This is a genomic window from Anoxybacillus sp. J5B_2022 (assembly GCF_026847645.1).
Taxonomy (GTDB): Bacteria; Bacillota; Bacilli; order Bacillales; family Anoxybacillaceae; genus Anoxybacteroides.
Genome location: NZ_JAPSMC010000027.1, coordinates 13,165 through 37,014, shown reverse-complemented (window position 1 = coordinate 37,014; position 23,850 = coordinate 13,165). Strand labels below are relative to the sequence as shown.

Sequence of the window (23,850 nt, the reverse complement as noted above, 5' to 3'; positions counted from 1 at the left end):
TCTAAAGAGATTAATAATCCTTTTCTATAAGAAAAATAGGGAAAGAATAGTTCCCTCCCCCAAAACAAGATTAGCTTCCAATTTTAAATGCTGATGTTAAGGCTACAACTACAGAACCTATAATAAATAGGTTAATTAATACTTTTTTTACTTTCACATTCATGTTTTCTTCTCCCCCTCATAATCTATTGATTCGCAGGAACAGTCTTTGTTTCTTCTTTCGCTGCGTCTACCATTAGATGCTGAACAAAGATAAACGCTCCTACGTTCATCACGACATCGCCGATGCTGATGACTTGCTGGCGTGGGTATGGCGGCGATAGTGGAATGATGTCGCCTAAAAACGGAAGCCATGTTGCGGATGTAATTGCTTCATGTTTTCCGTATACCCCTGCCTTGAGCGCTTCTATATACTCACGGCCAAGAAATTGCGCTGCTTCGACCGAAACAGGCATCCTTCCGCCGTTAAGTAACATAACGATAAAGTTTAGCAAAACCCCAGCAAAAATAACTGTAAATCCTGGTTGATGGCGGTTTAGCCATAGAAAAACAAGCCCAGTCGCATAGATGACTAAAAACATGCCGTTGCTTAATTTTGCAACGATCTCTATTTTATTTTGCAATATAAAAATGAAAATTTCAATCACTAATAAAATGGGAAACAACCAACCACCGCGCAGTTTCATTTCCGCGATTCCTTTTAAATTCCCACCGCGGAAAAAGCCGATGAGCAACGATAAAAGAATGCCATCATAAACCATCTGCCAGTTCTCCTTTAGCATCATTACCAAAAATTATTTCTCTTGCCTTTATTTAAACTATTTTTCTACTATTCTGTAAATAGGACTTTTCGCCTAATTTTGAGGAAGTGACAAAAATGGAAAAACCAAGCACGTTTAGTGCTTGGCTTTATCGTTGCTCCGTGCGGCATGCAGAGCAAGCGTCTGCTGTGGAGCAGCCGGCGCATTTTCCTTTGGTGCTTTTTTTGACGTGGCGGACGAGCGTCCAGCCTGCATAGGCAAAAATGGCACCGCCGATGATAATATTAGCAACCACTGCTCTCCCCCTCCTTTACTATGAAAGTCCTAGCCATTTTCCGCCTTCGTAAATGAGGAATGAAATGATATAAGCAATCGCGAGCGCATAGCCAATCGCAAAAAACGTCCATTTCGTCGAACCTGTTTCTTTCCGGATGGTCGCGACCGTTGCTAAGCACGGCACATAAAGCAATACAAACGCCATGAAGCTAAACGCCGATAGCGGCGTAAAATAGTGCGCCATCAACCCTTGCAACGTGTCTGTATCTTTCACGTGATAAATAATATTCATCGTCGAAACAACGACTTCTTTTGCTAAAAAGCCTGTAAGTAGTGCAGCACCCGCCTGCCATGTCCCAAATCCAAGCGGTGCTAAAATCGGCGCTAATACGCCACCAATCGTCGCTAAAAAGCTGTCATCCATCGAAACATGAAGCCCTTTTGGCCCTGCGTAAGATAACAACCAAATCGCCACCGACCCGCCAAAAATAAACGTTCCCGCCTTACGAACGAAACCTTTTCCTTTATCCCACGTACTGCGCCATAACGTAAGCGCCTGCGGCATGCGGTATGGGGGTAGCTCAATAACAAACATCGAATGTTCATTTTTTAATATCGTCGATGAAAATAGTTTCGCAAGCAACAATGCGACAACAATTCCTAATACATACAACGAAAAGACGACAGAAGCTTGATGCGCTTTAAAAAATGCACCGACAAACAATGCATACACTGGCAGCCGCGCCGAACAAGACATAAGCGGAAGCAACAAAATCGTCAACAAGCGCTCGCGTGGCTGCTCAATCGTCCTCGCCGCCATCACCCCTGGAACGTTGCAGCCGAAGCCAATAATCATCGGAATAAACGATTTTCCGTTCAAACCGATTGCTTCCATCAAACGATCCATGACCATCGCCACCCGTGCCATATAGCCCGAGTCTTCTAACAAGGAAATGAAAAAGAACAAAATGAAAATTTGCGGCACGAAAACGAGCACACCGCCAACCCCGGAAACGATACCGTTCAATACGAGTTCTTGCAAAAATCCAGACGCTCCCATTGCCGTTAACAGCCGCGACAATGTATCCGTCAACGGTCCTGAGAAAAATTGGTCAAGCAAATCAGCTAATGGCGAGCCAAGCCAATCGAACGTCAACATGAACATCACATACATAAAAAACAAGAAAATCGGCATTCCTAAATATTTGTTCGTTACAATCGCATCGATTTTCTCCGTCCATGTAAGGGGACGCTTTTCCGTCCATGTCACGACGTCTTCCAACACTGCTTCAATAAACGTTTCCCGCAAATGATGGAGCCGTTCTCGAAGCGAACGGCCGTGCGGCAGCTGACGGATGCTTTCTTCCGTTTGCTTACGAATGGCTAAAATCGGTTCAAGTGCGATTTTCGCCCGCAAATATTCGTACACTCGCTCGTTTCCTTCTAAACATTGCAGCGCAAGCCATCGTTTCGATCGTTCGATATCGTCTGGAAGATAGCTGCTTATTTTCGCAATCGCTGTTTCTATGACGTCGTCGTATGTTAACGTAAACGGCTTCGTTTGTTCCACCGACCGAAGTTTCTCCGTCAATTCGTCCATCCCTTTGCCGGTGCGGGCAATCACTGGAACGACCGGTACACCAAATCGCGCCGATAGCTGGTTGATATGGATTTTCATTCCGCGCCGCTCCGCGACATCGATCATATTTAACGCCATCACAAGCGGCTTGCCAAATTCGAGCAGCTGAATCGTCAAATGTAAATTCCGTTTTAGCTGTGACGCATCAACAATATTTAAAACCGTCGAAAACGACTCTGTTAACAAAAAATCGGTCGCCACTCCTTCATCGCGTGAAAGCGGATGGAGCGAATATACCCCTGGCAAGTCGACGACATACGCATCGCGGCTTCGTAAAATCCCGACTTTTTTTTCGACCGTCACTCCACTCCAGTTTCCTACATATTCGTAAGAACCCGTTAAGTTATTAAATAATGATGTTTTTCCAGTGTTCGGATTCCCAAATAACGCAATTTGCGACATAAATTACTCCACTCCAATGCATGCGGCTTCTTTTCGGCGTAAACAAATGCACTGCCCAGCTACTTCGACCATCACAGGTCCGCCAAACGGCATTGTACATTTGACACAAACTTCTTCTCCTTCATGAACGCCCATATCAATGAGGCGTTGTTTTAATATATCACTCATCATGGAGATGTTCGTAATCGTTGCACGTTTCCCAGGTTGCAAGTCGGTAAGAACCATTGATCCAGTCCTCCTCAACAATAATGATAATTTTTCTCAACATTTGCTACTTCTATCATACTACAAAACTAAAGGGAATAGGGATGATTTTTATCACAACTTTGTTACACTTTTTCTCCAAATTTGCGAAAAAAGCGCCCTACACTCGGACGCTTATTGCTTTGATTTCAGCGGAAAAACCATTTGTTCGGCTAAGTTCGGGAAGTCAATAAACGGATTGCGGTTTCCTTGAATCGAGAAAATCGCTTGATTGCGGTGCTTTTCGTAAATCGTTGCTGGGAATTGTTTGTGCCAGCGCACTAAAAGCGGAATGTCGATTTTTCGGCGAAACGCCTTCGCGATTTCTGTCGGGTAACGCAATAAGAAATAGAGCATCGCCCGCGCCACCGTCCCTTTCCCGTGTTCTGGCTCAAACCAACCGTTATCAGCGACCCCGCAATGGTTTTGAATTTTCTCCGTTGGCGATTCCGGCTCATAAAACGGAAAATCGGCGTACGGAAAATTGGAACGAGCGGCATTGCATTCCGGCTGGCAAACAAACAAATGGTGCAAATCGCCTTTCATCGGCTCTCTCGCTCCAAACCACGATTGCGGAACGACGTGTTCGGTATTAAGCTTCAGCTGCCGCTCAATTCCTCTTAGCTTTTGTTCGATATTCCATTCTTTTTTGTCCGCGTGTTTCAACAATCGACGAAATTCCTCATACCGTTTTCTAATAATCTCGTAATCTTGTATAATAATCGTTTCTGGATCTTTCTTTTCTCCCGAATAAATGCTTCGAACCGAACCGTCTGGGTGAAGATCGACCCATGTATACAAATACTCGTCTTTGCTAAAAAAATAAGGAAGCCGTCGTTTATGCGTCCGTTTCACTAGTTCATGGTATTTGACAAACATGCTAAGCCCGTCTTGTTCGCGAATGACATGTCGATAATACCGCTCGATTGCTTTTCGGTCTTTCTTTTCATCGTAATACACGTTCCGCTTCGCTTGAATTTGTTGCTGGTTTTCTTTTAAAAATAGCAATTGGTCGTCACAGTCTTCGCATTGCCATTGTTCGAGCTCTTGTAATATTTCGTCCGCCATCTATCTCACCGCCCTTAAGAAGCTCTCCCCACATTTCAAATGTGGGTATATTTATTATAACAAGCGAGGGAAAGATAGACGAGCAGATGGACGCTTAGAGAAAAACTGCCTGCCGGCTGAAAAAAGCAACGTCATTAACGGCAAACTCCATAAAAAAACCGCATATGGAATATACGAAATAGTAGAAACCCCTGTAATCGCACTGCACATCACCGCCAATATGCTCCAAGGAATAAGCCCAGGGAAAATCATCGTCGAATCTGCCATCACTCTTGCCAATTCTTCCCGCGAGTACTGCTTTTGCCAGTGAAAAAAAAACGAGCGACCAGTTAAAATAATCGGCAACGTCTGATTGCATGCCACCGCCGCGATGGCAAGTGAAGCAACCATCGTCCGCCACGTATATGACATAAGCGATTTCTTATTCGCCAGCCAGCGGTTTAAAAACGGCTGTAAGACCTGCAATTCTTCTAATATCCCGTTATAAACCCCAGCTAAAGCAATAAATAATAACAAAAACAACACGGAACGAACCCCGCCGCCTAGCTGCTCACTACCATTCCATAAATGGGAGCTAAGGGAGAATATCGGCACTCCTTGCCAATACGCAAGCACGATTGCACAAATGATGCTTGCGAAAAAGGCGTGCTTCATTTTTATACGAAAGCAAACGAGCAATAGAAGCACAACTGGCGGAAACAGCGCAATGGTGTCGACATGTAACGGTGCTACATGAAGCGTCGCTCGTGTCGATACGTGCAAATCAAGAAAAAAATAAAAGCAAGCACTAAAGCAAATTGCCAGCAAAGTTGTTGGCAATAATTTTTTTAATTGGCGATAGACAGAAGTTTCCACCGTATGCACAAGCAGCTGATAAGCGCTGGAAAAAACGGACGTCCGATCGCCGACAAACGCTCCAGAAACTAACGCCCCAGCTACGACAGGAAACGGCAAATGCAAAGACATCGCAACGCTCATCAACGGGATGCCGAGCGCGCTTAACGACCCGACCGCGGTGCCTAGCAATAACGACATTACCATCATAAAGAGAAACGATAGGAGCAAAAAATGCTTAGGCGATAAAAAATGCAAAAATAACGCGACCATTTGTTCCATCGTGCCGCTTATCTCCCACATCGGCAGTAGCATGCTCACCAATAACAAAATAATGACAACCTCTTTCGTCTGAAGCGCTCCCCGTCTCCCCATTTGTAAAAGCGCACGAAAAGATATCCCTTTATGAACGCAGAGCGCAGCTAACGCAAAAAGTCCCGGAAAAAACCCGATAAAGAGCGGGATGTGAAAAAACACCGCGCTGAAAATACCGAGCAATGTGACAGCCAATAACCATAGCATTTCCCCTTGAGAAAGTGAAATCATTCTCATTTCTCCATCTCCAACATCCAAAATTTAGTTACGTCACCATCATACAAAAAATCTGGTTTTTTGCCAATTCAAAAAAACGCCCCCTAATCGAAAAGAGAAGCGTTTTTCAGGAAAAGTACGAGCGAACAAAATCGTATTTATCGCAACACAAACGACATAACGGTAAACAACACCGCCGCTAAGCCGGCAGCGATAAAGGAAGGCACGAGTTTCGTGCGGGCGTATTCTATGACTGGCAAATCTAAAATAGTGCATAACGTCACCGTATTATCGCTCAATGGGGAAGCGAATGCGCCAAATGTCCCACTGGCAAATACCGCTCCGATGACTAGCAAAATGTTCGTTCCCGACTCCGCTGCAAGCGTCACCCCAAGCGGCATCAATAGTCCCCACGTCCCCCATGACGAACCGATAAAATACGAAATGAGCGCCCCTAACAAAAACAATACTGGTGCGACGAAATAATGCGGAATCCACCCTTTTACATGCTCCGTAATATAAGCAGAGAATCCTAAATCTTCCGAGATCGCGGACACTGCCCAAATCAACGCGAGCATTAAAATGACGGACATTAGTTCATTCCCGCCTTTGACAAAATGCGTCAATAAATCCGCCAGTTTAAATCGTTGCCATAAAAAATATATGACCGTTAAAATAACGGTAATCATGAGCGCTTCTAACATCACACCTAGCGCATCGCTACGGAGAAACGCATCGAAAAAGCTCGTCGCCCCTTGATGCCCGTCCCACCAACTGAGAAACAACGTTAACAGAAGAACAAGGGAAAGTGGGACAATTAAATTCCACGGCTTCGTCGGCGTATCTTTTTCAAACGCTTCCGGACAAGATTCTAACCCTTCTTCTCCTTGTTGTTCGTTCGGGTTTTCTGTTTCGCTTGCCGCTTCGACCATTACCGCTCGATTGTGTTTCTGAATTTCTAGTAGCGATAACGTCCGTTTTCGGTTATATCGGAAAAAACTATAGTATAAGCCGACAAGAATAATGGTAAACGAAAAAAAGTTAAACGGAATACTTTTTACATACACCGTGTACGCCTTTTCATGAATGCCGGCCGTTTTTAACGCTTTGTCAATGACCGATACCATATAACCGACGAACGCGGTCGCTAACGGAATGAGCGCAACTACCGGATTGGACGTTACTTCAATCGTAAAACCGATTTGTTGCGACGATAAATGGAGTCTCTTTTTCAGCGCTTTCATAATTGGCGCAATCGTAACAATCCGAAAATCCGGGTCACTAAACGTCACCATTGTAGAAATCCATGTCAACAACAACGCACTTCTTGCCGTCTTTACTTTTTTTCCAACAAGATGGACAAACCCTTTAATCCCCCCTGCATATTTAATGATGCTAATCAACCCAGCAAATACGTAAAGAAAGATAATAATCCGAATATTGTTTGTTTGCATCAAGTTATGTACAAGATACGTGAGCATCGTTTTTAGTCCACCAAGTATCGTCGAATCGACTAAATAACTGCCAAGCAAAAGCGCCACAAACAAACCTGGAATCACTTGCCTTGTCCAAATCGATAACGGGATAACAACTAAAAACGGGAGAAGGGCTCTCCAAGAAGGTTCCATCATTTTACCACTCCTTTCGTACATTGGTAGTATGAACGAAGTACGAAAAAATATGCCTTCTCCCGTTATGAGAAAACTTATCCCCGAAACCGAAAATGGGCGTTCATTTGCCCTTTTAACATTTTTTCGCGTAGCTCTTTTGTCAGCTCGCGGCGAATTTCTTGCGTTGGTACCCCTTCCTCGCGCTTATCGGCAATATCCATCAGCCGCTCCACGTCGTCAAATGAATATTTGCGCGTTCCTTTCGAACGGTCAGGAAAAATCAACTTCCGCTCTTCGTAATAACGAATTTGCCGCTGCGACAACCCGGTCAGTTCACTGACGACCCCAATCGAAATGACTTTCTTAAACTTATACGCATCATCTTTTCGCTCCATCGCACTCCACTCCTATGATAATTTTTCTAACACAATTATATAAAAAACAAAGCGATACGACGTATTTTTGTTATAATTTCTAACATTATTTTTATTTTATATGTAATAAAATATAACATAATGATAGCAATCACGCAAAAAATGCTTATAATGGGAAGAAAAAGGGAGTGGGAATATGGGGAAATTATTGCAAAACGCGCTTCAGAAGCAAAAACAGTTTTATATTTACGAGCTGACGAAAACAGGGATGTTTGAGTTTGATTCACTTAATCGGTGGACCGTCACCGAATTGCGCCGCGAATACGAACGAAATCGAACAAGACAAAAGAAAAAACGGGAGGGATGGAAATGAACTACCAAGCGCTTGAACTAGCGAAACGAATTGTCGAATTAGACTTGCAGCGCGATGCGATTTTTGAGCAGCTTATACGCCTTGCTGGCGAACGAGCGTACGAACTGCTTCGGGAAGTGCAAAATAGAGGATAATTTAGCAAAAAAGTGGTTCATCACCACAACATGTACTTGACAAATGGTACATTTCTCTGAACAAGTATATACACAAATATTAGTTTGCTTGTTTTCCCTTGGAAACATAAGTAGGGCATATGATGAAAAAAATCAAGTACAACTTTTGGTGAAGAGTCAAAAAAGTTCTTGTCACCGTACGACAAGAACTTTTTTCTGACGATTGTAACCGTTTTATATTAAAATATATATCGTTATTCATGAAATTGCGATGGGCTTTTCAATAGATTGTCACAGATTATATCACTTTGTGAAGAATTTATCATTATACTAAAATATGTAGAAAACGAAAATAAAGCTGGTGAATGAACATGAATCATCGACAACCTTCCGAATTAGTCGTGATGAAAAGTTTAGCATTTTTAGCTGTCGTCTTTCAAAGCGCTTTACTATACGTGATGAACCACCGAACACTTCGGCCGGAAGAAGCGGTGATGGTCGGCATGTTATTTAATTTTGTAAAGTTTTCTGCGCCAGTATTCGTATTTTTGGCGGGGTTTCATATTTCGCAGCAAAGCATTGCCCACTACCGGTCGTACGTGATGCATAAAGGAAAAGAATTACTTCTTCCGTACGGGTTTTGGGCGGTTGTTTATCTTTTTTTACTTGCTAAAGACGCCGGCTGGAGCGAATGGGTAAAACAATTTTTGACAGGGGACGCTGCCCCTCATTTATGGTATGTGGTGATGATTTTCCAATTCCATATACTCGCCCCGTTGTTTGTGCTATTTTTCGCATGGCTAAAAACAAAAGGGGCATGGACAAAAGCGCTCATCGGCGGCGCGATGGTTTATCTCTTATTTTTACGATCGTTTGCGCAGGTGAGTGCGTCTCCACTTCACTATTTGGATCGAAGCTTTTTTGCTTATTTCTTTTACTTTTTACTCGGAGGCGTAGCGGCACAAACGTTGCCAAAGTGGCGGAAATTCGTCTTGCAATCAATTCCGTTTAATACGTTTCTTTTTTTAGCGTTGTTTATTTTCGTAGGGTACGAATTGCTTACCTTTAAAAACATTTTTTCGATCGATTTAAAAGCAGCAACATATTTAAAACCGTCGATGTTTTTCTACGTATGTTCAGAAATTTTATTGCTTTACGCATTATCGATGACCATCGTGCAAACAAAATCGCCGTTATATACGGTGCTTCGGTTTATTAACCGTTATACGTACGGCGCGTATTTAGGGCATTTATTCTTTTTATACGTGTTTGCACATACGTTAAACATCGCCGCTCCGCTTTTACAAGGTGTCGTGTTGTTTGCTATTACTGCTTTTTTCTCGGTTGGATGCTGCGCGCTCCTTCATCTCTCTCCAGTGAGCGCATTAGTCATCGGACACGAACAGAAGCAGTGGGAATGGCGGCTTTCTCCGCTTATGATATTGAAAAAATAACGGAGCTGATCCAAAAGACCGCCTTTCTCCGAGGGAGATACAATATATAGTTTCGTGCGCATATACGGTTATAACAAAGGGTGTCCCGTTACTTTTGGGACACCCTCGTTTATAATTCTAATCGCTGCCGAAGCGCTTTCACATAATTGCGGCTGACGGGAATTTTCACATCTGTTCCTGTTAACGTTAACTGATACGCCCCGTTAAACCACGGGGTAAGCTGTTCTACTTTTTCCACATTGACTAAATAGCTTTTATGCGGACGAAAAAATAAATTTCCTTTTAACTTTTGCTCGAGTTCTTTTAACGGTGCTTTCGTATGGTACGTTTTTTGTTTTGTCACGACGATGGTATCTTTTATTTCTCGGCAACAATATAAAATATCGTGCGGTGATACGTACACAATCCCTTCCTCTTCCTCAATCGCTAATTTTCGCAGCGACCCATCTGGAGCAGAAGGCTTCTCTTTTTCCAATTTGCGCAACAGGCGAGCGACCGCTTCCCCTACTTGTACGTCATCAAACGGCTTTAATAAATAATCGACCGCCTCATAGCGAAACGCTTCGACCGCATAATTCGGATATGCCGTCGCAAACACAATCGTCGGCGGCTGCTTGAGCTGCTTCAACATTTTCGCAAGGCGAAGCCCTGACATTTCTGCCATTTCGATATCTAAAAAGACGACGTCCGGCTGTAAGGAAACGATTTTTTCTAACGCATGTTCCCCACAATCTGCCTCGCCAATAATGTCGATTTGTTCATAAGCAAGCAATAAATGTTTCAATTCGTCACGGCTTAACGGCTCGTCATCGACGATGATGGCTCGCATACGCAATCGCCCCCCTCTCCTCCTCTTCTTTTAACGGAACGGTTAATTGGACGCTTGTTCCTTTTCCTTTTGCCGATACAATCGCAAAGCGTACGTCATCTCCAAGCAACGACTTCGTTCGTTCATAGACGTTATACAGCCCGATCCCTATCCCTCGTTGTGAAGCAACTGGCGTTCGCAATAGCTGTGCCACTTCTTCCTCTGTCATTCCTTTGCCGTTATCGGTCACAGAAATTTTTACCATCTCCCCATCTGCTTTCACCGCGATGACAATTTCACTGCCTTTTTTCATATATTTTAACCCGTGTTTCACCGCATTTTCTACTAATGGCTGCAACGTCATCGTCGGCAGCACTACCCGTTCAAACCCTTCGTCAATGTCGTAGTGGACGCGCAATTTATCTTGAAACCGCGCTTCTTCGATTGTTAAATATGCTTTCACGTGGCGAATTTCTTCTTCTAACGTCGATAACATGTCCGTCGTACTCGCTAAGTTTTTGCGAAAATAGTATGCTAGCGAAACGAGCAACTGTCTTGCTCGATTTGGGTCAATTCGGACGCAAGAAACAATTGTGTTCAACGCATTAAACAGAAAATGCGGATGTACTTGGGCATGGAGCGCTTTAATTTGCGCTTCTTTCATTAATTGATAATATTTTTCCGCTTCCGCAATTTCCAGCTGCAAACTTAACAACGACGACAACCCTTTCACAAATTCAAACGTAATGGACGATAAATCGGCGTCTGATTGAAAATAAAATTTGAGCGTGCCGACCGTTTCATCTTTTCGCTTTAACGGGGCGATAATCGCTTTATGCAGCGGACAATTCGGGTCATGGCAAGCAACCCGATCGTGCACGATGAGCATTTCCCCTGTTTCCACCACCTGCCGCGTCGTTTCCGTTTGAATTGGCTCGTTCGCAAAATGATGGTCACTTCCCGCTCCGACGTGCGCTAAAATATGTGTACGATCCGTCACCGCGACCGCTACAGACGGAACTTCTTGAATAAAAAGCTCACAAATCGCTTTCGCGGATTGCGGCGTTAATCCATTCCGCAAATGATGGACGGTCGCTTCCGCTAAACGCATCGCTTTTTCCGCCTGCAACGCCCCTGCTTTTTCTTCTTCTTGAAATACGTTGCGAATAACTAGAATAAAAATAGCGCTCCCTAAGCCATTCGCAATAATCATCGGCACACCAATTTCCTCGACAAGCAATAACGCTCGGTCAAACGGCTTTGCGACAAGCAAAATGACGAGCATTTGCAACGTTTCCGCTGCCATCCCAACGACAAGCGCCACCTCTGGCGACAGGGCAAACGCCCTTTTTTTGCGGTGATGAACCATCCCGGCAATTGCTCCAGCGATAATCGTCGATACGCCGCAAGCGACCGCCGTAAATCCGCCAAGAAACAGCCGATGCACCCCAGCAATTAAACCGGCACCAAGCCCGACTTGCCAACCGCCAAGCAATCCCGCGATAACGACCCCGATGACGCGCGAGTTGGCAAGCGCCTCATTTTCTTTCAACGACCACGTCCATTTCGCGACTTCAAACGTTTCCACATGCACGGTTAAACCGGTATACGTTCCGACAATACCGAAAATTCCGAAAATAACCATAATAATGAACCGCTGCGCCCAATCTACTTCTTGGTGATAAATTAATCGACGAAAATATGACAACCGCGTCAATAAAAACGCGACCATAACAATAATTCCAAGCCGTTCGACCATCGAAAGACAAAGCTGCCACATCATCAATCACCTCTACCCTTATCTTACCATGATCGGACCAATGGCTCACTTCTTTTTTTACAAAATGCCTGTATGCGAGTTTAAGTATCGTCATGAATCTATTTCATAGAAAAAAAGAAGGTGTCCCAAAAATAACGGGGCACCCTTTCTTATAACCATATATACACGCAAAACACGTGTTGTTGTATTTCCCTCGAAAGAAATCAGTTCCTATACATGTTCCACTCTCGCTTTTCCGCCAGCGCCGATCCATGTTTTTTTCCATTGTCGCTGCACAACTGCTATAAGTAATAGGCACAATAACGCAATTCCACTTAATACGAGGAAACCAAACGTGAACGAGCCGGTCGCTAGTTTTATATTTCCTAAAATTTTTGGCAAAAAGTAGCCACCAAGTCCGCCTGCGGAACCAACAATTCCGGTCATGACACCAATTTCTTTTTGGAAGCGCTGCGGCACTAACTGGAATACCGAACCGTTCCCCATCCCTAAGCTCATCATCGCAATAAAGAGAAAAGCGGTCGCAACCGGCAAGCTCGGCAAAGAGGAAAGAAACGCCATCATCACCGCAACTATACTGTATAGCATTATTAACATGCGAATACCGCCAAACTTGTCAGCTAACCAGCCGCCAATCGGGCGAAAAAAGCTTCCTGCAATGACACAAATCGTCGTGAAATCAGCAGCTTTTACCGGATCAAGCCCGTACTGGGTGTTGAAAAAGATCGTCAAATAGCTCGACATCCCGACAAACCCGCCAAACGTGACGCTATAAAACATACAAAATAGCCATGCATCTCGTTGTTTTAACACGCGCATATAGTCTGTGAACTGTTGCGGGGCGGGTTGACTTGGGCTGTCTTTGGCGAACATCGAAAAAAGAAGAAACGTCACAACGAGCGGAATGAGCGCGAAAGCAAAAACGATGTGCCAATCGCCATAATATTGGGCGATTCGGTTGGCAAACAGCGTCGTTAATACTGTTCCGCTGTTGCCAGCACCTGCAATTCCCATCGCAAGCCCTTGGTATTGCGGCGGATACCAACGGCTCGCAAGCGGCAGTGCAGCGGCGAAACTCGCTCCCGCCACTCCAAGCAATAACGCGACGACATAAAGCTCGGATAAATGGTCGGCAAACTTCCAGCCCCAAATAAGCGGGATGAGCGTAATCATCATGCCGATTTGCGCCGTCTTTTTCGGACCGATATGGTCGGTTAATAAACCGAGAACAAGCCGAAGAATCGAACCACCTAAAATTGGCAATGCCACAAGATTCGCTTTTTGCGCCGCATCCATTTGAAAGTCGTTCATAATAATGACCGAAAGCGGACCGAGCAGCACCCAAATCATAAAACTAACGTCGAAATATAAAAATGCACTAAATAGTGTCGGTGTATGACCGCTTTTCAAAAAACTTTTTCGTTCCATAGCCATTCCCCTTTCACAAAATATCGCAACCGAATCGGTATATCAGTCGTGTTGATTAACCATTAAAACCCAGTTGAAATCGCTCTATTCCTAGCTTTTCTGCCGTAGTCGGCAAGCGGTTCGCTTGCCGGTATATTTGTGCTATAATCATAAATAGAAACGTTTTTGAGCAGGCACTCTCCATGATAAGGAGTGTCTTTTTTAATTTTTCTCTAAATCTACGACCGAACGGATTCGTGCAGCACAAATTTTAAATCCCGGCATTTTGCAGTAAGGATCTAGCCGATCGTCCGTAATTTGATTAATGTTTTGTATCCCACTCCAATGAAACGGAACAAATACAGTATCTTCGCGAATTTTATAGGAGTACTTGCTTCTTACAACCGCAGCTCCTCGTTTTGTTTCAATCTTCACTAATGCGTTATTTTCGATTTTATATTTTTTCGCTGTGTTCGGATGAATTTCCATCACTGCTTCGATTTGCCGTGAAGCAAGCGTCGGGCTTCTACGTGTTTGTGTCCCGCTTAAATAATGCGCCAACACACGCCCGGTCGTCACGTACAGCGGATAGTGTTCTGTCGGTTCTTCTTTCTCGTATTTATTTTCGACAACCGCAAGCCGCGCTTTACCGTCATGGTGAGCGAACGAGTGCTCAAACAACCTTGCTGTGCCAGGGTGCTCCAAAGACGGGCAAGGCCAGTATACTCGTTCACGTCGCAACCGTTCGTACGTTATGCCATAGTAATCTGCCAAACCACCGCGGCTAGCAACGCGCAATTCGTCGAAAATCTCTTCTGCAGATGAAAATGAGAAATACTCCCCTTTCCCTAGCACTTTCGCAAGTTCGCAAAGAATTTCCCAATCATGTTTCACTTCTCCTAGGCGCTTGCGCGAAGCTGGACGCCATGTGACCCGTCCCTCTAAGTTCGTCATCGTTCCTTCATCCTCTAAATAGGAAGACGTCGGCAACACGACGTCGGCAAGTTCTGCCGTTTCCGATAAAAAGAGGTCGACAACAACAAAACATTGCAACGTCTTCAACGCCCGTTCGACAAAGCCGGCGTTCGGGCTGGAGACGACAGGATTGGAGCCCATCATTATCATCGCTTTAATCTCGCCTGCCGCCACTTTTTGCATCATTTCATAGGCGGAAACTCCCTTTCTCGGCAATTCTTCTTCTGGAACTCCCCAAACGCTCGCGATATATTGCCGATGCGCTTGGTTTTCAATCGAGCGATATCCTGGGAGCTGATCTGCTTTTTGCCCATGTTCCCGTCCGCCTTGTCCGTTACCTTGTCCGGTAACCGCTCCGTATCCGCAGCCGATTTTGCCAATTTTCCCCGTAACAAGCGCTAAGTTAAGAAAATTGCGGACTGTCATATAGCCGTTTGTCTGTTGCTCGACCCCACGAGCGGTGAAAATCATGCCGGCTGGTGCTAACGCGTATTGCCTTGCAGCAAACGCGATTATTTCTTTAGCGACTCCGGTCATTGCGGCGATATCGTCTAACTGGATATGTTCGATATGTTTTTTTAGTTCCTCATATCCTTCCGTTCGTTCCTTGACAAACGCTTCATCGACATACCCTTCCGCTAAAATAACCGCTAACATGCCGTTGACTAAGGCGGCGTCCGTCCCCGGTTTCACTTTTATATGCAAATCGGCTAGTTCACTCGTCGCTGTTTCTCGTGGATCGATGACAATGATAAATGCTCCGTTTTTCTTCGCCTGCCGAAAATATGGCATAATCGTCGGCTGGCATTCCGCAATGTTCGTTCCTGCCAATAGGATGCAGCGGGCGTGCGGAATTTCCGACAGTTTGTTTGTCAGCCCACGATCGATCCCAAACGTTGCATTCATCGCAGCGGCAGCGGCGGACATGCAGTAGCGGCCATTGTAATCGATATATTTGGTTTTCAAAGCAACGCGGGCAAATTTCCCTAACAAATACGCCTCTTCGTTTGTCAACGAGCCGCCGCCATACACCCCGACCGCATCATTGCCAAACGCTGTTTGGATAGCGGTAAAACGGTCGCGAATAAACGAAAGCGCCTCCTCCCAACTCACTCGAACAAAGCGACCGTTTTTTTTCAGCAGCGGAAACTGCAACCGCTCTGGGTGAAGTGCGTGTTGATGGGCACAAAGCCCTTTCATGCACAACCGACCGTTGGAAGTAGGGTTGTCTTTTGCTAGCACTTTATATCGGTTTCGCCCCACTACCCGCTCTTCGACGAGCTGCATCGTACATTGGACGCTGCAAAACGGGCATTGCGTATCAAACACCGTTTCTGTCGTGTAATCTTTTTGTTTTTGCCGAAAATAGTCTAATAAGTCTTTTGTCATAGGCATTCCCCTTACAGCTGGATATACATTTTTCCCGCTTCGATTTCCACCTTGTACGTTTTCACACATCCGTGATCAGGCGCTTGCACCTTCCCGTCTTTGATGGAAATTTTCCAATCATGAAGGGGGCAAAAGACGAACTCGCCACTAACAATTCCTTGCGACAAATCCCCGCCTTTATGCGGGCAGCGATTTTCTAACGCGTAAATCCGACCGTCGGATAGGCGAAATAGCGCTAATTCCATTCCGCCTACTTTGACGCATTTTCCTAACCGTTCGACAAGACGTGTTGCTGAACCGATTTCTACTCGTGCCATGAACCATTCCTCCTAGCGATTGACTGGTACTTTTGCTTGTAAGTTCGTAAACAACGTTTCTTGCAACTCTTTCTTTTCAACAATTTCTTTCCATGGGTCTTTTGTCGCTTGCAGTGCTTGGTCTAGGCGCTCAAGCAATTGCTTTCGCACCTCTGGCGCAAAAATGACTTCGCGAATATGCTCTAGCCCAACTCTCTCCACCCATTTCGATGTTCGTTCCAAGTAATTGGCAGATTCGCGGTAATATTGCAAAAATGCTCCTGTCATTTCGATAACTTCCTCCGCCGTTTTGACGGTGCATAATAAATCGCCTGCCCGTAAATGCGTTCCGCCATTTCCGCCGACGTAAATTTCCCACCCGCCGTCCACACCGACGATGCCGACATCTTTAATTCCTGATTCGGCACAGTTGCGCGGGCAAGCAGAAACCGCCATTTTTACTTTGTGCGGGGTGTTCAACCGCTCAAATTTCTTTTCCATTTCGATGCCAAGCGCCGTGGAATCTTGTGTGCCGAAGCGGCAAAACTGATTGCCGACGCACGTTTTCACGGTGCGGAGTGCTTTTGCGTATGCGTACCCAGACGGCATGTCAAGCTCTGCCCAAATGCGTGGCAAATCTTCTTTTTTGACCCCTAACAAATCAATGCGCTGTCCGCCTGTTAGCTTAATCATCGGCACGTTATATTTTTCCGCAACGTCGGCAATTTTCCGCAATTGCTCCGCTGTCGTTACTCCTCCATACATTCGCGGCACAACCGAATACGTGCCGTCTGCTTGAATGTTGGCATGAAGCCGTTCGTTGACAAAGCGCGATTCGAGTTCATCGACATATTCGCCTGGATATAGCATGCTTAAGTAGTAGTTCAACGCCGGACGGCATTTGGAGCATCCTTCTTCCGTTTTCCATCCAAGCACACTCATTACTTCTTTGACATATTTCAGCTTTTTCGCTTTTATTTCCGCAATCACTTCGTCGCGGCTTAATGTCGTACATCCGCAGACCGTTTCTTTCATCGCTTGTTTATCAAACGTTTCCCCTAACGTATATTCCAATAGTTCTGCTACTAACCCTCTGCAGCCGCCACACGAACGAGAAGCGTTTGTGCAGTCGCGTACTTCTTCGACCGTTCGCAAGCCATGCTCGACAATCGCTTGGCAAATGGCACCTTTGGTGACTCCGTTACACCCGCATACGACATCCGCATCTGCCATCGTTGCGACCGTGCTTTGCGTTGTTGAATTCGCTTGGAAAAAGGACAGCTGGAACGCGTCCGAAACCGGCTCGTTTCGGTGAATCATTTCCAATAGCTTTCGCCCTTCGCTTGTGTCCCCAAATAAAACCGCACCGATGATTTTTCCGTCGCGAACAACGACTTTTTTGTATACGCCGCGCAACTCGTCATACACTTTAATCGAAGACGTTCCTTCCCCTTCCATAAATTCACCGGCGGAAAAGACGTCAACCCCAGATACTTTTAGCTGCGTCGAAACGACGGAACCTTCGTACGGGTGAGTTTTTATCCCACAAATCGCTTCGGCCAACACTTTTCCTTGTTCATAAAGCGGGGCGACAAGACCGTATACAACGCCGCGATGCTCTGCACATTCCCCAACGGCATAAATGTGCGGAACGTTCGTTTCTAAATAATCGTTGACGATAATTCCTCGATTTACCGCGATTCCGCTTTCCCGCGCTAAATCAATATTCGGACGAATCCCGACCGCCATGACCACTAAGTCGGCAGCGATTTCTGTGCCATCTTTAAACCGCACTCCTTCGACACGGTTCTCTCCAAAAATTTCAGCTGTTTCTTTTTTAAGAAGGAAATTCATTCCTTGTTTTTCTAATTCGCGCTGCAACAGTTTCGACGCCGTTGGGTCTAATTGGCGTTCCATTAAATAGTCAAAAATATGAATGACATCCACTTCCATCCCTAAATTTAAAAGACCTCTCGCAGCCTCTAAACCAAGCAAGCCACCGCCGATGACTGCGGCTTTTTTATACGTTTTGGCATATTCCATCATCATTTCGCAGTCTTTAATATCGCGAAACGCAGTAACCCCTTTTTTGTCGGCCCCATGGACTGGCAAAATGAACGGTTTTGACCCTGTAGCGATAATTAGCTCATCGTACGAAACGGTTCGTCCTTTGTCCGTCCGGAGTTGTTGTTTTTCTTTGTCGATTTGTACCACCGTTTCACCGACAAACAAACGAATATTGTTGGTTCGGTACCATTCCCAGTCGTTCATCGTAATATCTGCAATCGACGTATCGCCCTGCAAGACGGTTGATAATAAAATGCGATTATAGTTCGGGTGCGGCTCGCTTCCGAAAATCGTAATATCAAATAAATCGCGATCGATTTTTAAAATCTCTTCGATGCAGCGTACACCCGCCATCCCGTTTCCGATTAATACAAGTTTCTTTTTTTCCATCGCTCCATCCCTCCGTGACATGTTAGTTACCGCTGAAACCATAGTTTGCATACTAAAAACAGCAACGTAAACACCCCGATTTCTTTGCTTTTTTGCACCATCCTCTCTCCCCCCTATGCTTATGTTAGTTTTATCTTATCATCTCGTTATTTTTTATCACTAATAATGTTAAAATATATTACATAGTTTTTATATATACATACATAGAAATCGTGAAAAACAATTTATTTGTTACTTTTTATAACATTAATTCATCGAACGAAAAGGCTCGTCCATTGGTCATGAACGAGCCTTTTCGTTAATGAACGATATTCGGTTGTTGTAGCTGGTCGATGAGTTGTTCGCAGCGTTGGACGCGTTCTTCTAGTTGCTGCATTCGCTGCTCAAGCGCTAAGACATATTCGCGTAAGCTCATCGGCGCATATCGTTTCGCCAATCGTTCGTATTCTTCTTCGATGGCTAACACAACCGTCATCGATGAGCCAAACACTGTCTGAACAGCATCGATTATGAGCGAACCGTATTTCGTCTGTAACATGTTCCGTTGCTGTTCATCAGTACATTTCACGATTACCCAGTCGTGGTCGAGAACTGCTGTTGTGCTGCCAATCCACCGTTCAAACGAATGCGCCGATAATTCTTGGGCAAGTATTTTTTTCACTTCCTCCCAATCCATCTTTTTCTCTCCTTTCTTTCCTTTATCATCGCGCATTTTCGTGAAATGCGCGGGCGAATGATCTTCCATAAAAACATCCAAATTCTCAAGTATGTAGGTATGTAGTATTCGACAAAAAGATATGCTCATCCTTCCAATTATGTCGAATTTTTTATTATAAGCTAAAACACGCGCCGGCATGTTGCCGGCACGTGTTATGGACGGAACGTTTTTAGTTTTTTCGTTATTTCTTTTGTTTGTGGATAAATGTCACGATACAATGCAAACAGTTCGCGGTAGCGCTCTACTGCTGCTGGATTTGGCTCAACTACTTGTTCTACTTCTTTAAACGCACGGGCGCATTGCTCTAAAGAGGAAAACCAGCCGCAGCCGTATGCGGCAATCATTGCCGCTCCCATGCTTGGGCCTTGTTCTTGTTTCAACTTTTCAATCGGTGTCGCAAATATATCTGCTTGCATTTGCAGCCACTCGATACTTTTTGCCCCACCGCCAATCGATACGACCGCATCGATTCGTTTTCCGCTTGCTTTAATGATTTCGACGGATTCATTTAAGGAAAACGTAATTCCTTCTAACACCGCACGGGCAAAATCCGATGTAGTATGTGCCGCATCGACTCCGATAAATGAAGCGCGTATATCCGCATCCGCATGAGGCGTCCGCTCACCGACGATGTACGGCGTAAACAATAATCCGTTCGCGCCAATAGGCGACTTAGCCGCGTGTTTCACAATCTCCGAAAAAGGAATTTCCGGCAAAAACGTGCGTTTGAACCAGTCAAAGCTATATCCCGCAGCCAATGTAACGCCCATAATATAGTACGAATTCGGTTTGGCGTGGTTAAAATAATGCACTTTTCCAGCAAAATCTTTTTCTCCTGTTTGCTCAAACGCAAGGACAACCCCAGACGTTCCGATGCTGCACATCGTTTGCCCTTCTTCTAAAATTCCCGCACCGACTGCGCCGCATGCGTTATCTGCCCCGCCGGCAAATACTTTGACGCTTGTAGGAAGCCCTGTTTTCTCCGCAATTTCCGGAAGCAACGTTCCGACACATTCGGTCGATTCAACTAATGGCGGGCATTGGATATCGATATTAAGCGATTGGCAAAGTTCTTCACTCCACGCTTTTTTTTCGATATCAAGAAGCAACGTTCCTGCCGCATCGGAATATTCCATCGCGACATGACCGGTGAACCGCAGCCGCACATAGTCTTTCGGCAACAAAAACGTATGAGCCTGTTTGTAAAGATGCGGCTCGTGCTTTTTTACCCATAATAATTTCGGTAGTGTAAACCCTTCTAACGCTTCGTTTTTCGTAATGGCTAATAACTTTTCTTTTCCTATACGTGCTTCAATCTCCCGACATTGTTCCGTCGTCCTAGTGTCGTTCCAAAGAATGGCTGGTCGTACAACTTCATTCGTTTCCGTTAATAATACTAAGCCGTGCATTTGCCCAGAAAAACTTAGCCCGACAACCGTCTGCGGATCGATGTTTGCGGTTGCTAACACTTTTCGTAATGCAATAACCGTTTTTTCTACCCAATCTTCTGGGTTTTGCTCGCTATATCCAGAGTGCGGCTGATACAATGGATACGGTTCTGTGCTTTCTGCTTTTACTTTTCCTGTCCAATCGACAAGCAGCACTTTAACCGCGCTTGTTCCGATATCGATGCCGATGACGTGTTCCAAGTGTATCCCTCATTTCTTACCGACTGGCACAAACGTCAAGTAAATATTGGTTAAGCAACGTTTTCAACCGCTCTTGCCGCCCGGATTGGTTGCGAATATCGCCAAGTTGCAGCGCATACGCCTCTAACGTACGGAAATTCGCCGTTCCTTCGACAATATCGCGACCGATTCCTTCGGTATAGCTTTTGTATCGTTCTTCAATGACTGACTCGAATACGCGGTCTTCGATTAACCGATGCGCCACTTTCAAGCCGATCGCAAAGCTATCCATGCCCGCAATATGAGCGTAGAACAAGTCTTCTGGTTCAAACGAACCGCGTCTTACTTTTGCATCAAAGTTCAATCCGCCTTTACCAAGCCCGCCGTTTTGTAAAATTTCATACATTGCAAGCGTAGTAGAGTACAAGTCTGTTGGGAATTCGTCTGTATCCCAGCCAAGCAGCGTGTCGCCTTGGTTCGCATCGACCGAACCGAGCATTCCGTGAATGCGCGCGACGCGAAGTTCGTGTTCAAACGTATGGCCAGCCAATGTCGCATGGTTTGCTTCAATGTTGAATTTGAAATAATCTTTTAATCCGTACGTCTGTAAAAACGCTAACGCGGTTGCGACGTCGAAGTCATATTGATGTTTTGTCGGTTCTTTCGGCTTTGGCTCGATTAAAAATTGTCCGTCAAAACCAATTTCTTTCGCATAGTCAACCGCCATGTGTAAAAAGCGGGCTAAATTATCTAATTCGAGCTTCATGTCTGTATTTAATAGCGTTTCGTACCCTTCGCGGCCGCCCCAAAATACGTAGTTTTCCGCCCCAAGCCGTTTGGCGATTTCTAATCCTTTTTTTACTTTTGCCGCTGCGTACGCAAACACATCCGCGTTGCAAGAAGTCGCCGCACCATGCACAAAGCGTGGATGGGTGAACAAGTTTGCCGTATTCCAAAGCAACTTCGTTTTGCTTGTTTTCATATATTCTTCGATCATATCGACAATCGTATCTAAGTTTTGGTATGTTTCTTTTAACGTCGCTCCTTCTGGGGCGATATCGACATCATGGAAGCAGAAAAACGGGATATTTAATTTTTCAAACAGTTCAAACGCCGCCTCGACACGCGCTTTTGCTAAGTCCATTCCGCTGTATCGATTCCATGGGCGAATCGCCGTACCAACCCCAAACGGGTCTGCTCCATCCCCAACGAACGTATGCCAATACGCCACCGAAAAGCGCAAATGCTCTTTCATCGTTTTATCCCCGACTTTTTCTTCTGGGTTATAAAACTTAAACGCAAGCGGGTTTTTCGACGCCGGACCTTCATACACCACTTTGTCAACGTTTTCAAAATACGCCATCCTAACATCCTCCTCGTCATTTTTCGTGAGATCGAACTTCTGCTATTAGTATACCGTCTTTTTATTTGTTTGTCTATTAGATAAACAAAGTTTGTTTTTTTGCCACAAAACCGATAGATTTCTTTGATTGGTTATGATACATTGATAAACAGGGTGATGTATGTGACAAAAATAACTGGGAATCCTCATTTGATTAAAAAAATTAATAAGGCGCTTGTGCTTGAGATGGTGAAAAGCCAAGGACCTTTGTCGCGGGCGGATGTGGCACAGCGATCCGGATTAAATAAAGGGACGGTTTCTTCGTTAGTGAAAGAGTTGCTTGACGAAGAGCTTGTGTACGAAATCGGGCAAGGGGAATCGAGCGGCGGCAGGCGGCCTGTTTTATTGTTATTTAACGAAAAAGCTGGCTATTCCATCGGTATTGATTTAGGGGTTCATTATATTCTTGGCGTGTTAACCGATCTGCAAGGAAATATCGTCGTTGAAAAGCAAATGACGTTTCATGACAAAAGCTATTCTTCTGTGCGGACGCATATAAAAGAAACTATTTCTTATTTAATAGAACAGATGCCAGACAGCCGTTATGGCTTAATCGGCATCGGTATTGGCGTTCCTGGTATTGTTGATAAAGAAGGAGCGCTATTGTTTGCGCCGAATTTAGGGTGGAAAAACATCTCGCTAAAACAAGATATCGAGGCAACGTTCCACGTCCCTGTCATCATCGATAACGAAGCAAACGCTGGGGCATATGGGGAAAAACGTGGCGGCGCAGGACAAGATTTTCGCAACATCATTTACGTAAGTGCCGGCATCGGCATTGGCGTCGGTTTAATTTTGAACGGAGAACTGTATAGAGGAACGAGCGGATTTTCTGGGGAAAGCGGCCATATGACGATCGAAGTCGACGGCCCAATGTGCGGCTGTGGAAATCGCGGCTGCTGGGAATTATACGCTTCTGAAAAAGCGCTATTAGAGGAAGCAAAGCCGCTTCTTAGCCATGATGTATCGTTGGAAGAGCTATTACAATTGGCGGAAAAAGGACACGAAGACGTGCGCGCATTATTCGGGCGCATCGGCCGCTATTTAGGCATTGGAATTAATAATTTAATCAATACGTTTAATCCAGAGCAAGTCATCATCGGCAACCGCTTGTCGATGGCCAAACAATGGCTGTTCCCTGCCATCCAACAAGTCATCGACGAGCGTACGTTGCCGTTTCATCGCGCAAACGTCGTTATCCAATTTTCTAAACGCTCGATTTACTCCACCGCATTAGGCATCTCCTTTTTTGTTATCGAAGATTTCTTGAAAAAAGGAGAAAAGGTAGAAGTGTTTCTGTAAAAAGGCATCC

21 protein-coding genes are annotated in these 23,850 nt (G+C 45.0%); 4 read left to right on the top strand and 17 right to left on the bottom strand.

The features are described 5' to 3' along the window. Nucleotides 1-185 precede the first annotated feature (185 nt). The 8 genes from M4I42_RS09280 to M4I42_RS09245 all read right to left on the bottom strand — a co-directional run bounded on the left by M4I42_RS09280 (nucleotide 186) and on the right by M4I42_RS09245 (nucleotide 7,759). Nucleotides 186-761, bottom strand: coding sequence for a DUF5317 domain-containing protein (locus M4I42_RS09280; RefSeq protein WP_268851910.1), 576 nt, complete (start codon nucleotides 759-761; stop codon nucleotides 186-188). 148 nt (nucleotides 762-909) lie between these two features. After that, nucleotides 910-1,056: a FeoB-associated Cys-rich membrane protein gene (locus tag M4I42_RS09275; protein WP_268851909.1), complete on the bottom strand. Its 147-nt coding sequence runs from the start codon at nucleotides 1,054-1,056 to the stop codon at nucleotides 910-912. Between the two features lie 18 nt (nucleotides 1,057-1,074). Further along, on the bottom strand, nucleotides 1,075-3,078 hold the full coding sequence (gene feoB / locus M4I42_RS09270) for a ferrous iron transport protein B (RefSeq protein WP_268851908.1): 2,004 nt from the start codon (nucleotides 3,076-3,078) through the stop codon (nucleotides 1,075-1,077). Between the two features lie 3 nt (nucleotides 3,079-3,081). Beyond that, a complete protein-coding gene (locus M4I42_RS09265) occupies nucleotides 3,082-3,303 on the bottom strand; it encodes a FeoA family protein (RefSeq protein ID WP_183182819.1) in 222 nt (73 codons plus the stop codon). A gap of 153 nt (nucleotides 3,304-3,456) precedes the next feature. Continuing rightward, nucleotides 3,457-4,389, bottom strand: a complete 933-nt coding sequence (locus M4I42_RS09260; protein WP_268851907.1) for an endonuclease I family protein — start codon at nucleotides 4,387-4,389, stop codon at nucleotides 3,457-3,459. A gap of 54 nt (nucleotides 4,390-4,443) precedes the next feature. Continuing rightward, nucleotides 4,444-5,775 carry a Na+/H+ antiporter NhaC family protein gene (locus M4I42_RS09255; RefSeq protein ID WP_268851906.1) on the bottom strand — a complete coding sequence of 444 codons (1,332 nt, stop codon included), beginning with the start codon at nucleotides 5,773-5,775 and terminating at the stop codon, nucleotides 4,444-4,446. A 137-nt stretch (nucleotides 5,776-5,912) separates the two neighbouring features. Then, nucleotides 5,913-7,382, bottom strand: a complete 1,470-nt coding sequence (locus tag M4I42_RS09250) for a Na+/H+ antiporter NhaC family protein (RefSeq protein ID WP_268851911.1) — start codon at nucleotides 7,380-7,382, stop codon at nucleotides 5,913-5,915. Between the two features lie 77 nt (nucleotides 7,383-7,459). Then, on the bottom strand, nucleotides 7,460-7,759 hold the full coding sequence (locus tag M4I42_RS09245; RefSeq protein WP_183182826.1) for a MerR family transcriptional regulator: 300 nt from the start codon (nucleotides 7,757-7,759) through the stop codon (nucleotides 7,460-7,462). Nucleotides 7,760-7,934: 175 nt separating this feature from the next. Between M4I42_RS09245 and M4I42_RS09240 the strand changes: the two genes are divergently transcribed. From M4I42_RS09240 to M4I42_RS09230, 3 genes are all read left to right on the top strand, one after another. Continuing rightward, nucleotides 7,935-8,111: a Fur-regulated basic protein FbpA gene (locus M4I42_RS09240; protein WP_268851905.1), complete on the top strand. Its 177-nt coding sequence runs from the start codon at nucleotides 7,935-7,937 to the stop codon at nucleotides 8,109-8,111. Beyond that, complete coding sequence (locus M4I42_RS09235) at nucleotides 8,108-8,245, top strand: hypothetical protein (RefSeq protein WP_268851904.1); 138 nt, start codon at nucleotides 8,108-8,110, stop codon at nucleotides 8,243-8,245. The genes M4I42_RS09240 and M4I42_RS09235 overlap by 4 nt, the downstream gene beginning before the upstream one ends. Nucleotides 8,246-8,595: 350 nt before the next feature. Then, nucleotides 8,596-9,678, top strand: a complete 1,083-nt coding sequence (locus tag M4I42_RS09230; RefSeq protein WP_268851903.1) for an acyltransferase — start codon at nucleotides 8,596-8,598, stop codon at nucleotides 9,676-9,678. Nucleotides 9,679-9,787: 109 nt separating this feature from the next. On the opposite strand, the gene M4I42_RS09225 is transcribed toward M4I42_RS09230, so the two are convergent. The 9 genes from M4I42_RS09225 to xylA all read right to left on the bottom strand — a co-directional run bounded on the left by M4I42_RS09225 (nucleotide 9,788) and on the right by xylA (nucleotide 22,499). After that, nucleotides 9,788-10,507: a LytR/AlgR family response regulator transcription factor gene (locus M4I42_RS09225; protein ID WP_268851902.1), complete on the bottom strand. Its 720-nt coding sequence runs from the start codon at nucleotides 10,505-10,507 to the stop codon at nucleotides 9,788-9,790. Next, nucleotides 10,485-12,269, bottom strand: coding sequence for a sensor histidine kinase (locus M4I42_RS09220; RefSeq protein WP_268851901.1), 1,785 nt, complete (start codon nucleotides 12,267-12,269; stop codon nucleotides 10,485-10,487). The genes M4I42_RS09225 and M4I42_RS09220 overlap by 23 nt, the downstream gene beginning before the upstream one ends. A 207-nt stretch (nucleotides 12,270-12,476) precedes the next feature. Next, the gene (locus tag M4I42_RS09215; protein WP_268851900.1) at nucleotides 12,477-13,694 is read right to left on the bottom strand and encodes a nitrate/nitrite transporter; all 1,218 of its coding nucleotides are present in this window, start codon (nucleotides 13,692-13,694) and stop codon (nucleotides 12,477-12,479) included. Between the two features lie 201 nt (nucleotides 13,695-13,895). Then, nucleotides 13,896-16,037 carry an assimilatory nitrate reductase catalytic subunit NasC gene (gene nasC / locus M4I42_RS09210; RefSeq protein ID WP_268851899.1) on the bottom strand — a complete coding sequence of 714 codons (2,142 nt, stop codon included), beginning with the start codon at nucleotides 16,035-16,037 and terminating at the stop codon, nucleotides 13,896-13,898. Between the two features lie 11 nt (nucleotides 16,038-16,048). Next, nucleotides 16,049-16,354: a nitrite reductase small subunit NirD gene (gene nirD / locus M4I42_RS09205; protein ID WP_268851898.1), complete on the bottom strand. Its 306-nt coding sequence runs from the start codon at nucleotides 16,352-16,354 to the stop codon at nucleotides 16,049-16,051. A gap of 12 nt (nucleotides 16,355-16,366) precedes the next feature. Next, nucleotides 16,367-18,790 (bottom strand): nitrite reductase large subunit NirB, encoded by a 2,424-nt coding sequence (nirB, locus tag M4I42_RS09200; RefSeq protein WP_268851897.1) that lies wholly within the window; start codon nucleotides 18,788-18,790, stop codon nucleotides 16,367-16,369. A gap of 298 nt (nucleotides 18,791-19,088) precedes the next feature. Then, complete coding sequence (locus tag M4I42_RS09195) at nucleotides 19,089-19,535, bottom strand: cytosolic protein (protein WP_268851896.1); 447 nt, start codon at nucleotides 19,533-19,535, stop codon at nucleotides 19,089-19,091. A gap of 125 nt (nucleotides 19,536-19,660) precedes the next feature. Next, nucleotides 19,661-21,157 carry a xylulokinase gene (gene xylB, locus M4I42_RS09190; RefSeq protein WP_268851895.1) on the bottom strand — a complete coding sequence of 499 codons (1,497 nt, stop codon included), beginning with the start codon at nucleotides 21,155-21,157 and terminating at the stop codon, nucleotides 19,661-19,663. Nucleotides 21,158-21,173: 16 nt separating this feature from the next. Then, nucleotides 21,174-22,499, bottom strand: a complete 1,326-nt coding sequence (gene xylA, locus M4I42_RS09185) for a xylose isomerase (protein WP_268851894.1) — start codon at nucleotides 22,497-22,499, stop codon at nucleotides 21,174-21,176. Between the two features lie 162 nt (nucleotides 22,500-22,661). Here xylA and M4I42_RS09180 point away from each other — a divergent pair, with 162 nt between their 5' ends. Next, on the top strand, nucleotides 22,662-23,840 hold the full coding sequence (locus M4I42_RS09180; RefSeq protein ID WP_442864096.1) for an ROK family protein: 1,179 nt from the start codon (nucleotides 22,662-22,664) through the stop codon (nucleotides 23,838-23,840). Nucleotides 23,841-23,850: the final 10 nt, after the last annotated feature.

Bases quoted from the DNA above. Each gene is read 5' to 3' on its own strand.
- M4I42_RS09250 (WP_268851911.1), bottom strand. From the start codon at position 7,382: ATGGAACCTTCTTGGAGAGCCCTTCTCCCGTTTTTAGTTGTTATCCCG.
- nasC (WP_268851899.1), bottom strand. From the start codon at position 16,037: ATGACAAAAGACTTATTAGACTATTTTCGGCAAAAACAAAAAGATTAC.
- M4I42_RS09245 (WP_183182826.1), bottom strand. From the start codon at position 7,759: ATGGAGCGAAAAGATGATGCGTATAAGTTTAAGAAAGTCATTTCGATT.
- xylA (WP_268851894.1), bottom strand. From the start codon at position 22,499: ATGGCGTATTTTGAAAACGTTGACAAAGTGGTGTATGAAGGTCCGGCG.
- M4I42_RS09220 (WP_268851901.1), bottom strand. From the start codon at position 12,269: ATGATGTGGCAGCTTTGTCTTTCGATGGTCGAACGGCTTGGAATTATT.
- M4I42_RS09215 (WP_268851900.1), bottom strand. From the start codon at position 13,694: ATGGAACGAAAAAGTTTTTTGAAAAGCGGTCATACACCGACACTATTT.
- nirB (WP_268851897.1), bottom strand. From the start codon at position 18,790: ATGGAAAAAAAGAAACTTGTATTAATCGGAAACGGGATGGCGGGTGTA.
- M4I42_RS09230 (WP_268851903.1), top strand. From the start codon at position 8,596: ATGAATCATCGACAACCTTCCGAATTAGTCGTGATGAAAAGTTTAGCA.
- M4I42_RS09235 (WP_268851904.1), top strand. From the start codon at position 8,108: ATGAACTACCAAGCGCTTGAACTAGCGAAACGAATTGTCGAATTAGAC.
- feoB (WP_268851908.1), bottom strand. From the start codon at position 3,078: ATGTCGCAAATTGCGTTATTTGGGAATCCGAACACTGGAAAAACATCA.
- M4I42_RS09225 (WP_268851902.1), bottom strand. From the start codon at position 10,507: ATGCGAGCCATCATCGTCGATGACGAGCCGTTAAGCCGTGACGAATTG.
- nirD (WP_268851898.1), bottom strand. From the start codon at position 16,354: ATGGCACGAGTAGAAATCGGTTCAGCAACACGTCTTGTCGAACGGTTA.
- M4I42_RS09260 (WP_268851907.1), bottom strand. From the start codon at position 4,389: ATGGCGGACGAAATATTACAAGAGCTCGAACAATGGCAATGCGAAGAC.
- M4I42_RS09240 (WP_268851905.1), top strand. From the start codon at position 7,935: ATGGGGAAATTATTGCAAAACGCGCTTCAGAAGCAAAAACAGTTTTAT.
- M4I42_RS09195 (WP_268851896.1), bottom strand. From the start codon at position 19,535: ATGGAAGATCATTCGCCCGCGCATTTCACGAAAATGCGCGATGATAAA.
- M4I42_RS09280 (WP_268851910.1), bottom strand. From the start codon at position 761: ATGGTTTATGATGGCATTCTTTTATCGTTGCTCATCGGCTTTTTCCGC.
- M4I42_RS09265 (WP_183182819.1), bottom strand. From the start codon at position 3,303: ATGGTTCTTACCGACTTGCAACCTGGGAAACGTGCAACGATTACGAAC.
- M4I42_RS09255 (WP_268851906.1), bottom strand. From the start codon at position 5,775: ATGAGAATGATTTCACTTTCTCAAGGGGAAATGCTATGGTTATTGGCT.